At 63.6% G+C, this 12785-nt stretch carries 9 protein-coding genes; 2 read left to right on the forward strand and 7 right to left on the reverse strand.

What is annotated here, in order from left to right:
• Nucleotides 1-11: 11 nt before the first annotated feature.
• Nucleotides 12-1010, reverse strand: coding sequence for a hypothetical protein (locus F758_RS0109965; protein ID WP_024507736.1), 999 nt, complete (start codon nucleotides 1008-1010; stop codon nucleotides 12-14).
• A gap of 547 nt (nucleotides 1011-1557) precedes the next feature.
• Between F758_RS0109965 and F758_RS0109975 the strand changes: the two genes are divergently transcribed.
• Both F758_RS0109975 and F758_RS0109980 read left to right on the forward strand, forming a co-directional pair.
• Nucleotides 1558-2754, forward strand: a complete 1197-nt coding sequence (locus F758_RS0109975) for an efflux RND transporter periplasmic adaptor subunit (RefSeq protein WP_024507738.1) — start codon at nucleotides 1558-1560, stop codon at nucleotides 2752-2754.
• A 6-nt stretch (nucleotides 2755-2760) separates the two neighbouring features.
• Nucleotides 2761-5922: a multidrug efflux RND transporter permease subunit gene (locus F758_RS0109980; protein WP_024507739.1), complete on the forward strand. Its 3162-nt coding sequence runs from the start codon at nucleotides 2761-2763 to the stop codon at nucleotides 5920-5922.
• 489 nt (nucleotides 5923-6411) lie between these two features.
• Here F758_RS0109980 and F758_RS0109990 read toward each other — a convergent pair whose 3' ends face one another.
• The 6 genes from F758_RS0109990 to F758_RS0110015 form a co-directional block, all read right to left on the reverse strand.
• Nucleotides 6412-7206: an inositol monophosphatase family protein gene (locus F758_RS0109990; RefSeq protein ID WP_024507740.1), complete on the reverse strand. Its 795-nt coding sequence runs from the start codon at nucleotides 7204-7206 to the stop codon at nucleotides 6412-6414.
• A 92-nt stretch (nucleotides 7207-7298) separates the two neighbouring features.
• Complete coding sequence (locus F758_RS0109995; RefSeq protein WP_024507741.1) at nucleotides 7299-8369, reverse strand: tetratricopeptide repeat protein; 1071 nt, start codon at nucleotides 8367-8369, stop codon at nucleotides 7299-7301.
• 13 nt (nucleotides 8370-8382) lie between these two features.
• A complete protein-coding gene (locus F758_RS0110000) occupies nucleotides 8383-9060 on the reverse strand; it encodes a thiamine phosphate synthase (RefSeq protein WP_035721507.1) in 678 nt (225 codons plus the stop codon).
• A 2-nt stretch (nucleotides 9061-9062) separates the two neighbouring features.
• On the reverse strand, nucleotides 9063-10091 hold the full coding sequence (locus F758_RS0110005) for a class I fructose-bisphosphate aldolase (protein ID WP_024507743.1): 1029 nt from the start codon (nucleotides 10089-10091) through the stop codon (nucleotides 9063-9065).
• 267 nt (nucleotides 10092-10358) lie between these two features.
• The gene (gene fba / locus F758_RS0110010; RefSeq protein WP_024507744.1) at nucleotides 10359-11426 is read right to left on the reverse strand and encodes a class II fructose-bisphosphate aldolase; all 1068 of its coding nucleotides are present in this window, start codon (nucleotides 11424-11426) and stop codon (nucleotides 10359-10361) included.
• Between the two features lie 51 nt (nucleotides 11427-11477).
• Nucleotides 11478-12671, reverse strand: coding sequence for a phosphoglycerate kinase (locus F758_RS0110015; protein WP_024507745.1), 1194 nt, complete (start codon nucleotides 12669-12671; stop codon nucleotides 11478-11480).
• Nucleotides 12672-12785: the final 114 nt, after the last annotated feature.

Below are 12785 nucleotides of genomic sequence, written 5' to 3' on the forward strand. Positions count from 1 at the left end.
TATAGCGGGTACTAACTCTTCTCGGGCTGACGGGCGAGCCGTTCCAGCAGCCGTTTGATCTCGCGGTTCTGTTCGCCCTGGCCGTCCGCCCATTCGCGGATCATCTGTTGTTCAGTCCGCATATGCGCAACCAGCCCCTGAATGGCTTCCGCCAGATTCGCCATCGCCGCCGTGGTATGGCGGGCGCCGCCTTCCTCGACGGCGCTGCGCAGCCGGTCCAGCGCGCCCGCGATGTCGCCGCCGGGCGCCGCCCCATCGCTGCCATATTGGCGCACGGTGGTGGCAAGCCAATCCTCGAGATCAGTGTAGAACCGGTTTTGCGCCTGGCTCGATTGCAGGTCGAGAAAGCCGAGGATGAGCGAGCCGGCAAGGCCGAACAGCGAGGACGAGAACGAAATTCCCATGCCGCCGAGCGGCGCGGCCAGGCCCTGTTTCAGGGTGTCGAACAGCGCGCCGGCCTCACCGCCGACTTTCAGCCCGTCGATCACCTTGCCGACCGAGGTGACGGTCTCGATGAGGCCCCAGAACGTGCCGAGCAGGCCCAGGAATATCAGCAACCCCGTCATGTAGCGGGAAATGTCACGCGCCTCGTCGAGCCGGGTGGCGATGGAGTCGAGCAGATGCCGCATGGTCTGCTGCGAGATGGTGATCCGTCCCGTGCGCTCACCGCCGCCGCCTAGAATCGCCGCCATCGGCGCGAGCAGGGTCGGATGGCGGTCCATCGCCAGCCCAGGGTCGGCGATCCGGAAATTATTGACCCAGGCGACCTCCGGATAGAGCCGGATCACCTGGCGGAACGACAGGATGATGCCGATCAGAAGGACGATGCAGATCAGCGCGTTCAGGCTCGGATTGGCAAAAAATGCGTCCTTGATCTGCCGGTAGAGCACAACCGCGATCAGCGCGCACAGCACCAGGAACACCAGCATGCGCACTAAGAAGATCCGCGGCGACGACAATTTGTTCAGGTCGATCTCCATGGCGGAGCGGGAGGAGGAGCCGGCAGGCATTCTGGTATCCGTGACAGGGATCGCGTTTGGGTCTCACTATGGCACAGCGGCAGCGGGAAGAAAGCTGCGATCGCCTGATTTCCAGTGCACGCCGGCCAGCGTGGCCAAGCGGACACGCGGCTTCTCTTTGCTGGCCCTCGTTCTGCGCACCGAGCGCTCATCGGCGCAGACCGACTATGCGGTGGCCTTGGCTGGCGGTCGCCCTCTTGCCTCGCAGAAGGCACCCCCACCCCGGCGGAAGCAATTCGGCATCCTCTGAGGATGGCAAGCGAACCATGCGGCGGTGCTGAGCATGGCTCGATCTCGTAACCGGAGTTCCGCCTGGACGGAACTTTCCTCACAATCCGGTGAGGTCGCGAAAAGTTTCGATAGTTCAGGGCACTAGTGGACGTGTGACATCGCGTCCGTGTGGCAATGGGCCGCCGCCGCGGAGCATTGCGGCGCAATAAGCGATTTTCCTATTTTGTGACAATCAAATCGAAGGGCGCACCGTCAGGTCCGCATTCTTTCGCCACTCATCATGTCACAATTGGGGGCAAACGTTTTAATGTCGTCTTTTCGCGTGCCATCGCTTGGCATCGTCCTGATACTGGCCGCTCTCGCGCCGTCTCTTGCCGGATGTGACGAGTCCAATTCCGCGACGGCGGCGGCCGAACCGCCCGAACCGGAGGTCAGCATCGTCACCGTCAAGCCGCAGGCGCGCGCCATCATCAGCGAACTGCCGGGACGTATCGCGCCGATGCGCGTGGCCGAGGTGCGTCCGCGCGTCTCCGGCATCGTGGTCGAGCGGCTGTTCCATCAGGGCAGCGAGGTCAACGCCGGCGATCCGCTCTACCGCATCGATCCGAAACCTTTTGAAATCGAAGTGCAGTCGAACGAGGCGGCGCTCGCCAAAGCCGAGGCCGTGCTGCGTCAGGCCACGCAGCAGGCGCGGCGCATCAGCCTTCTGACCAGCCAGCGCGCAGCGCCCGAAGTGGAGAACGAGAAGGCGATCGCTGCCGAGCGCCAGGCCCAGGCCGACGTGGAAGCCCGCAAGGCCGATCTCGCCCGCGCCAAGCTTAATCTCGACTATGCGACCGTGCGCGCACCCATCCGCGGCGTGGTCGGCGCCGCGCTGGTCACCGAGGGCGCGCTGGTCATTCAGAACGAGACCAATCTGGTCACCGTCCAGCAGCTCGATCCGATCTACGCCGATTTCACGCAATCGGTGACGCAACTGCAGCAGTTGCGACGGGCCTTTGAGGCCGGCGATCTCGAGCGGATCGCGCCGGATGCCGCCAGGGTTCGCCTCGCGTTCGATGACGATACGCTCTATCCGGCTGACGGCAAATTGCTGTTTTCGGATGCCCGGGTCGATATCCATACCGGCCAGGTAACGCTGCGCGGCGAGTTTCCCAACCCGAAGCGCGAATTGCTGCCGGGCATGTATGTCCGTGTCCGCATCGAGCAGGGCATCGACAGCGACGCCATCGCCGTCCCTGAACAGGCCGTCCAGCGCAATGGCGGGGGTGGAAGCGAGGTGTTCGTGGTCAAGGATGACAACCGCGTGGCCGTGCAACCCGTCCGCACCGGCTCGGTGCAGGACGGCCAATGGTTCGTCACCGAGGGTCTGAAGGCCGGCGACCGCGTCGTGGTCGAAGGGTTTCAGAAATTCGCGGCCGGCGACAAAGTCAATCCGCAGACCTGGACCGAGGCGGCCGATGCGGATACGTCTCGCCAGCAGACGATGAACGTGCTCAGGTAACGTCGGATGCCGAGCTTCTTTATCGATCGACCCATCTTCGCCTGGGTCGTTGCGCTGTTCATCTGCCTCATCGGCGCGATCGCGATCCCGCTGTTGCCGGTGGCGCAATATCCGATCATTGCGCCGCCTTCGATCTCGATCTCGACCAGCTATCCCGGCGCATCGCCGGAGAATCTCTACAACAGCGTGACGCGGCTGATCGAGGAGGAGCTCAACGGCGCCTCTGGCATCATGAATTTCGAATCGACCAGCGATTCGCTCGGGCAGGTCGAGATCACCGCCAATTTCGTGCCCGGCACGGATCCCAGCGCCGCGTCGGTCGAGGTGCAGAACCGGATCAAGCGCGTCGAGGCGCGGCTTCCCCGGGCGGTGATGCAGCAGGGCATCCTCATCGAAGAGGCGTCGAGCGCGGTGCTGCAGATCATTACTCTGTCGTCGACCGACGGCAGCCTGGATGAGGTCGGACTCGGCGACTTCATGATCCGCAACGTCCTCGGTGAAATCCGTCGCATTCCGGGCGTTGGTCGCGCCACGCTTTATTCGACCGAGCGCTCGCTCCGCATCTGGCTCGATCCCGACAAGCTCGTGGGCTATGGCCTGACCGCCGACGATGTGACCAAGGCAATCAGCGCGCAGAACGCCCAGGTCGCCTCCGGCAGTATCGGAGCCGAGCCGAGTACATCCGGGCAGCGGATATCGGTTCTGGTGCTGGTCAAGGGTCAGCTCTCCTCGCCAGACGAGTTCGGCGCGATCACGCTGCGCGTCAATCCGGATGGCTCATCCGTGCGGCTGCGTGATGTGGCGCGGATCGAGATTGGCGGCTTGAGCTATCAGTTCAATACCCGCCTCAACGGCAAGCCCACGGCCGGCCTTTCGGTGCTGCTCTCGCCGACCGGCAACGCACTCGCGACGGCCAGCGCGGTCGAGGCGAAGATGAAGGAGCTTTCGCGCTTCTTCCCCGCCAATATCACCTATGAAATCCCTTATAACATCACCCCCGTCGTAAAGGCCTCGATCGAGAAGGTGATTTCGACGCTGGTCGAAGCCGTGGTCCTGGTGTTCATCGTGATGTTCTTGTTCCTGCAGAACATCCGTTACACCATCATCCCGACCATCGTCGTGCCGGTTGCGCTGCTCGGGGCCTCGGCGACGCTGCTGCTCGCGGGCTACTCCATCAACATGCTGACCATGTTCGCCATGGTGCTCGCGGTCGGCATCCTGGTCGACGATGCCATCGTCGTCGTGGAAAACGTCGAACGCATCATGGCCGAGGAGGGATTGCCGCCGAAGGAGGCCACGCGCAAGGCGATGTCGCAGATCACGGGAGCCATCATCGGCATTACGCTGGTACTGATGGCGGTGTTCGTGCCGATGGCGTTCTTCGGCGGCTCGGTTGGCATCATCTATCGCCAGTTCTCTGTGACCATGGTCGCTGCGATCGGCTTTTCCGCGCTGCTCGCGATGTCACTGACGCCCGCGCTCTGCGCAACGCTATTAAAGCCCGTCAAGGCGGGCCATGGACACGTTCCCAGGAAGGGCGTGTTTGGCTGGTTCAATCGCTTGTTGGACGGGAGCAGGGCTGGTTATACGGGCGCGGTTCGCGGGACTTTGAAGCGAACCGGGCGGTTGATGCTTATCTATGCCGCGCTGCTCGTCGGTCTCGGCTTCGCCTTCGTGCGCATGCCCGGCGGCTTCCTTCCGGTCGACGATCAGGGGTTCATCACGACCGACGTGCAGACGCCATCCGATTCCTCTTACGCGCGGACCGAAGCTGTCATCGAGAAGGTCGAAAAATACCTGGCGCAGCGTCCGGGCGTGGAGAACGTGACTTTTCTGACCGGCTTCAGCTTCTCCGGCCAGGGCATGAACACGGCGCAGGCCTTCATCTCGCTGAAGGATTGGTCGGAACGCCCGGAGAAGGACTCCGCTGCCGCGATCGTCGCTGATATCAACCGCGACCTGGCGTCGGTCCGCGATGCGAAAATCTCCGCGCTGCAGCCGCCGCCGATCGACAATCTCGGCAACTCCTCGGGTTTCAGCTTCCGCCTGCAGGACCGTGGACAAAAGGGGATTCCGGCGCTGATGAGCGCCGCTGATCAACTGGTTGCGCAAGCCAACGCCAGTCCCGTCCTGCAGAAGGTCTATATCGAGGGCCTGCCATCGGCGCCTCAGGTCAATCTCGTCATCGATCGCGAAAAGGCCGGTGCGTTCGGCGTCAGCTTCGAGGAAATCAACAACACCATTTCGACCAATCTCGGCTCAACCTATGTCAATGATTTTCCCAATCGCGGGCGAATGCAGCGCGTCGTGGTGCAGGCCGATCGCGACAGCCGCATGAATCCAGAGGAGATCCTGACCTACAACGTCAGGAACGATCGCGGACAGCTCGTGCCCTTCTCGGCCTTCGCCTCCATCGAGTGGACGAAAGGCCCGACGCAGATTGCGGGCTTCAACTACTATCCCGCGATCCGCATCAGCGGCGAGGCAAGGCCTGGATATACCTCGGGCGATGCGATCGCCGAAATGGAGCGGCTGGCCGACAGGCTGCCGCGCGGTTTCGGCTATGAATGGACGGGGCAATCGCTGCAGGAAAAACTGTCGGGCTCGCAGGCGCCGCTGCTGCTGGGGCTGTCGGTCGTGGTCGTGTTCCTGTGTCTGGCCGCGCTCTACGAAAGCTGGACCATTCCGCTCGCAGTGCTGTTGACCGTGCCGCTCGGCGTCTGCGGCGCGGTGGTGGCGGCGACGATGCGTGGGCTGCCTAACGACGTCTATTTCACCGTCGGATTGATCACGATCATTGGTCTGGCGGCCAAGGATGCCATCCTGATCATCGAGTTCGCCAAGGATTTGCGCGCGCAAGGCAAGCCGCTGATCGAGGCGACGGTGGAGGCCGCGAGCTTGCGCTTCCGCCCCATTCTGATGACCGGCTTTGCTTTCGTGTTCGGCGTGCTGCCGATGGTGATCGCACATGGCGCAGGCGGCGCCAGCCAGCAGGCGCTCGGCACCAGTGTCATGGGCGGCATGATCGCGGTGGTGATCCTCGCGCTCCTGATGGTGCCGGTGTTCTTCGTCTCGGTCCAACGCGTGCTCGGGCGCGACCGGGAGGATGTAAAGGAAGCCACGGTGAAGCAGGTCGGCTACAGCGTGGCGGAGCCGCAGAAGCCGTGAGCTCGTGGTTCGAAGCGAGCAATTACCTGCTCGAAGACAGGCACGTGCAGTTCTTCATCGCGACCCGAGGCTTCAGCGCGCTCCTAATCTCCGATCGTCGGCAAAAACAGAAGGCCCCCGGTTGATTGCCGAGGGCCTCAATTGCACTTGCGGGAACCTTATTGCGACCGCCTCGCTTCTCTGACGTGTTCGATGAACATGAAGTATGTGGGCACTGCGACCATCAGCAAACCCACAGCGAACGCGACTCCTTCAACCAACATCTACGATCTTTTCCTTTCACTCATCGGGCTAGGGACCCTCTGAGCGTTCCTCTGGTCTGGATATAGGGCGCGGTGCGAGATTTGCGAATTCTGCGGTCACCTTCGCCCGGCTTAAATTCGCGTAAGGCGGAACAGCGAACAACTGGGGAACGTTCGCAAGGTGGCAGATCAAGCAACGGAGGTTGGGCACTGTAGCTTTGGTTGGAAGAGGCGCTTTTCGAAGGCCTTATTTCGCCGTCGCCTTCAGGATCTTCAATAGCTCGCCGTGCACATATTCGTTGCCGCAAACGACATGCCCGGTCGTCACCGCGTTGTCATGGCCGTCGATGCCTGAAATCGTGCCGCCGGCCTCGCGGATGAGGATCTGACCCGCGGCGATGTCCCAAGGCGAGAGGTCGCGCTCCCAGAACCCGTCGAGGCGGCCGGCGGCGACGAAGGCGAGATCAAGCGAGGCGGCGCCGAAACGGCGCAGCCCCGCCACCTTGTTCTGGATCGCCTCCATCTCGGCGCGGAACAGCGCGTGGTCGCCGCGTCCGATATGCGGCAGGCCGCAGCCGATCACGCATTCGTTGAGCTTGCGGCGGCCGGCGACGCGCAGCCGCTGGTCGTTGAGAAAGGCGCCCTTGCCGCGTTCGGCGATGTAGAGCTCGTCATTGGCGGGATTGTAGACCACGCCCGCGATGATGGTGTCATCGCGCTTCAATCCGATCGAGATGGCGAACTGCGGAATGCCGTGCAGGAAATTGGTGGTGCCGTCGAGCGGGTCGACAATCCAGGTGTGGGTCTTGTCGGTGCCCTCGCGCGTGCCGCCCTCCTCGCCGAGGAAGCCGTAACCGGGCCGCGCCTTGGAAAGGTCGGCGTAGAGCGTCTCTTCGGCGCGCTTGTCGGCGAGCGAGACGAAATTGGCGGGGCCCTTCAGCGACACCTGCAAATGTTCGATCTCGCCAAGATCGCGCTTGAGGCCGCGGCCGGCGCGGAGCGCGGCTTTCACCATGACGTTGATGAGGGCTGAATGCTGCATGAGGCGAGACTTGATTTCTGCGCGCGGAAGGCGTTTGCGGGAAAATAAGACGGAATGTGGGTGCCCTGCTCAGAGCATAACGTCAAGGTGGCTCATTTGGTGCCGAGCCAGCGCTTGGCCACATTGTCCACCTTGGCGCGATCCTCCGGGCTGAGCTGTGCGTATGCCTCGTCCAGATAAAGGTCGCCTTTACCGGCGGTTTTCGCGATCAGGTGCCATTTCAGCCCCTCGATCTTGTCCATTGGCGTGCCACCCATACCGTCGACCAGCACCCGCGCAAGGCGATTTTGCGCGATCGGGCTGCCTTGACGGGCCGCCTTCTTGAGCAGCGCCACGGCCGCTGTGGGGTTCTTCGGCGTGCCGGTGCCGTTGAACAGCGCGATGGCATATTCGACCTCTGCATCGACATTGTCGGCGAGCGAGGCGGCCTGCAAGAGCCGCACCGCCTTGTCCATGTCCTTCGGGACCCCGGTGCCCTCCTTGTAGAAGGTGGCCAGCGCGTATTGCGCCTCCGGATTGCCGGCATCCGCCGCCATCCTGAGCAGCTCCGCGGAGCGCTTGACGTCCTGCGGCAATGTCTGCCCGTCCAGATACAAGAGCGCCAGATTATAGGCCGCCTTCGGCTCACCGAGCTTGGCCGAGGAAGCCAGCAGCCTCACCGCTTCCTGCTTGTCGACAGGGCCGCCGCGCCCGGCGATCCGCATCATGGCGAGCGCGAACATCGCTTCGCGATCGCCGAGGTCGCTTGCTCGCTTGTACCATCCGACTGCCTTGGCATCATCGTGCTTGATGCCCAGAGCGTTGGCATAGAGCTCGCCCAGCATGGTCATCGCCTTGGCGTCGCCGGCCTGGGCGCGCGTGGTCGCAAGATCGAAGGCGGTCTTGTACATGCCGCGCTGATAGGCGCCGTAGACCAGATCGACATTGGGATCATCAGGCACCGGTGTGGGGTTTGCCGCTGCTGGAGCCGTCGGCGTTCCGGGCTTGTCTTGCGTGGTGGCTCCGGCCGGCTTGTTGATCGCATGCGGCTTGGTCTTCGGCTGCGCCGCGGGCTTGGTGGCGGGGGGCTGGGCTGCAGGCGGGGGCGGCGAAACCTGCGCCGCGGCGCTCGTTGCCAAGAGCAGCGAGGTTGCGAGGATCAATATCGAATGCGGCGTGTTCATTTTTTCGCGAGAGCTACCCCTGCGCCGCCTTGGCATTTTTCGTGGCCGCCGCATAGGCCTGTTGCATGCTCTCCGCAACATCGGCGAGCGCCGTCGCCGGGCCGCGCCGATCGGCCCAGATGAGATCATCGACCAGCACGAAATCGGCGCCGGCTGTCACGAATTCGGAGACTTCCTCGCGGCTCGCCGCATAGCCGACGCAAGGCGGCTCGAACAGCTCGGCCCACCATGCAAGGCGCTCGGCGATCGCCTGCGGTGACGGCCGCCGGCCCTCCGCATCCGGCTCGCCGAACAGTACGTAATCGGCGCCGAGCTCGCCTGCGGTCATGGAGTCGTGTCGTGTGGCAAGCCCGCCCACGCCCGCGATCCGGTCGGGCTTCAGACTCGGGAGGGCTTCCTCCAGCGCGGCGATGCCGGGCAGATGCGCGCCGTCGGCGCCGCCGCGGGCGACCAGTTCGACCATGCCGTCAAGCAACAGCGCCGCGCCGGCCCCTTGCACCACCGGCGCGATTGCCTTGATGCGCGAAATCATGCCGCGCTGGTCGGTCTGTTTGAGCCGTAGCAGCACCGCCGCGATGTCGGCAGCCGCAAGTAGCGCCGGCAGGCCTGCGATCAGGCTTGCCGGATCGTCGACGACCGGCGTCGCGAGATAGAGCCGCGGCGCCGGTCGGGGCGGAACGGGTTTGGCCAACTCTACGCCGCCTTCTTTTCCAGCTCGGTGGCCCACTCGCCCTTGCTCGCCAGCGCATTCATGTGCGCGCGATGGGTGAAGGCCCGCTGGCCTGCGGGCACATTCTCCGGCCTACCCGACCACGCCTTTTGCGGCGCCGCCTGCAGCGCCCTGCCATAGGAGAAGGTCAGCGGCCACGGCAGATGGCCGAGCCGGTTCATGGCATTCAAATGCGCCGTCGCTTCCTCGTCGGATTGCCCGCCCGACAGGAAGGCGATGCCGGGCACGGCCGCCGGCACGCAGGCCTTGAGCAGCCGCACGGTCTTTTCGGCGACTTCCTCGACAGAGGCCTGTTTGGGGCACTTCTTGCCAGAGACGGCCATATTGGGCTTCAGCACCATGCCTTCCAGCTCCACGCGCTGCAGGCGCAACTCGCGGAAGACTTCGTTGAGCACGCGCTCGGTGACGTCATAACAGCGATTGATGTCGTGATCGCCATCCATCAGCACTTCGGGCTCGACGATCGGAACGATCTGCGCGGCCTGGCACAGCGCCGCATAGCGCGCCAGCGCATGCGCGTTAACGTGGATCGCGGTAGCCGAGGGGATGTCGCGGCCAGCGATGTCGATTACGGCACGCCATTTGGCGAAGCGCGCGCCGCGCTCGTAATATTTCTTCAGCCGCTCGGCAAGCTTGTCGAGGCCCACCGTGACCAGTTCGCCGGGGCAGGCTGGCAAGCCTTGCGTGCCCTCGTCGACCTTGATGCCGGGGACGGCGCCGGCCTGCTCGATCAGCTTGATCAGCGGCGTCCCGTCCTTGGCATTTTGCCAGATCGTCTCGTCGTAGAGGATGACGGCCGAGATGTATTTGCTCATCGCCTCCGTCGAGCGGAACAGCATTTCGCGGTAGTCGCGGCGGGTTTCCTCGGTCGAGTCGACCTTGATGGCGTCGAAACGCTTCTTGATCGTTCCCGAGGACTCGTCGGCGGCCAGTATGCCCTTGCCCGGCGTGACCATGGCAAGCGCGACCTTGTTGAGTTCGCTGAGGTTCATTGGACTCCTCCGGGGCACGGAGCTTTGAGAGCAAAACTCCGTCTTTTCACGCGTTTTCCTCGCGCAAGCCCTACAACCGACCCGGCTAGCGCAAAGCCGGGCTGGTTCCAAGCGGCCTGCACTTGCCCGCCAAAATAGACGGTTCTCGGGCAGAGGCGGAAGAGAATGTTGGTCGCAGGGAGGGCGGATAGGCCCGGAGTTCCCCCGGGGCGCTGAGGCAGCCCGTCATCCCGGCCGCAGGGCCGGGGACGACATTGTGGCGGCAGATCAGGCCACCTTCGGGTTGAGTTCGCCCTTGGCGTAGCGCTTGGCCATCTCGGCCGGCGTCAGCACCTTCTTGATCTTGCTAGCCTGGCCCGCGGTGTTGAACTCCTGCAGCCGCTGCTTGCAGAGTTTGGTCATCGCCTCCATCGCCGGCTTCAAATATTTGCGCGGATCGAACTCCTCCGGGTGCTCCTTCAGCACCTTGCGGATCTGGCCGGTCATGGCCATGCGGTTGTCGGTATCGATATTGATCTTGCGCACGCCGTTCTTGATGCCGCGCTGAATCTCGGCCACCGGCACGCCCCAGGTCGGCTTCATCTTGCCGCCATTGGCATTGATGATCTCCTGCAGGTCCTGCGGCACCGAGGACGAGCCGTGCATCACCAGATGCGTGTTCGGCAGCTTGCGGTGGATCTCCTCGATCACATGCATCGCAAGAATGTCGCCGTCGGGCTTGCGCGTGAACTTGTAGGCGCCGTGCGAGGTGCCCATCGCGATCGCCAGCGCGTCGACTTTGGTCTCGGTGACGAATTTGACGGCCTCGTCCGGATTGGTGAGCAACTGATCGTGCGACAGCTTGCCCTCCGCGCCGTGGCCGTCTTCCTTATCGCCCATGCCGGTTTCAAGCGAGCCGAGCACGCCCAACTCGCCTTCGACGGAAATGCCGCCGAGATGGGCCATGTCGGTGACCTTCTTGGTGACGCCGACATTGTAGTCCCAGTCACCCGGCGTCTTGCCGTCGGCTTTCAGCGAGCCGTCCATCATGACCGAGGTGAAGCCGGCCTGGATCGCGGTCATGCACGTCGCGGGCTCGTTGCCGTGATCAAGATGGACGCAGACCGGGATCTGCGGATAGATCTCGGTGAGGGCATCCATCATGTGACGCAGCATCACGTCATTGGCGTAAGCGCGTGCGCCGCGCGAGGCCTGGATGATGACAGCCGCATCCAGCGAGGAAGCAGCCTCCATGATGGCCAGCGCCTGCTCCATATTGTTGATGTTGAAGGCCGGCACGCCGTAGTCGTGTTCCGCCGCGTGATCGAGCAATTGACGCAACGTAATGCGTGCCATGTGTCTTCTTCCTCCGCTGTCTGGATCTAAAACGACCGCTGATGCCTGAATCTAGCGTACCCTTAAAACCTCGACGCCCGGCAGCGGTTTCCCTTCCATCCATTCAAGAAACGCGCCGCCTGCGGTCGAGACATAGCTGAAATCGCCGGCCACGCCGGCCTGGTTCAGGGCCGCCACCGTGTCGCCGCCGCCGGCGACCGACAGTAATTTCTTGGCCTTGGTCCGCTCCGCCGCGTGTCTGGCCGCGGCCACGGTACCGCGGTCGAACGGCGCAAGCTCGAAGGCCCCGAGCGGGCCGTTCCAGACGAGCGTGGCGGCATCGTCGATCGCCGCATGGATGCGGGCGCTCGATTGCGGCCCGACGTCGAGGATCATGCCTTCGGCCGGGATCGCATCCAGCCCATAAGCATGGGAGGGTGCATTGGCGGCGAAATGGAAGGCGACAATCGCGTCGACGGGCAGGATGATGGCGCAGTTCGATGCGGTCGCCTTCTCGATGATGCGCAGCGCGGTCGGCGCCAGCTCTTTCTCGGCGAGCGACTTGCCGATCGAAACCCCCTGCGCATGCAGGAAGGTGTTGGCCATGCCGCCGCCGATCACCAGCGCGTCGACCTTGGTGACCAGGTTCTCCAACAACTCGATCTTCGTCGACACCTTGGCGCCGCCGATGATCGCGATCACAGGCTTGGTCGGCGCCTCCAGCGCTTTCGTGAGCGCATCCAGTTCGGCCTGCATGGCGCGTCCCGCATAGGCCGGAAGCTTGTGGCCGAGGCCCTCGGTCGAAGCATGCGCGCGATGCGCCGCGGAGAAGGCGTCATTGACCCAGATGTCGCCGAGCTTTGCCAGCTCCGCGACGAAAGCGGGATCGTTCTTCTCTTCCGCCTTGTGGAAGCGCGTGTTCTCCAGACAAAGGATATCGCCATCCTGCATGGTGCCAACCGCTTTGGCCGCTGCCTCGCCGATGCAATCATCGGCGAACGCAACGGGCTTGCCGATCACGCGCGACAGCGCCGCGGCCACCGGTTTGAGCGATTCCTTCTCATCGCGTCCTTTCGGCCGGCCGAGATGCGAGAGCAGGATGACCTTGCCGCCTTTTTGCGAGATTTCGGCAATCGTCGGTGCGACGCGCTCCAGGCGGGTGGCGTCGGTGACGCGCCCGTTCTCCATGGGCACATTGAGATCGACGCGCAGCAGCACGCGCTTGCCCTTCACGTCGATGTCGTCGAGGGTTCGGAATTGCTTCATGAGACACTTCCTGACGTCATTCCGGGGCGATGCGACAGCATCGAACTATGGTGCGCAATTGCGCACAACAATCTCGCGATTCCGGGTTCGGTCCTACGGACCGCCCCGGAATGA

The sequence above is a fragment of the Bradyrhizobium sp. ARR65 genome, assembly GCF_000472385.1.
Taxonomy (GTDB): domain Bacteria; phylum Pseudomonadota; class Alphaproteobacteria; order Rhizobiales; family Xanthobacteraceae; genus Bradyrhizobium.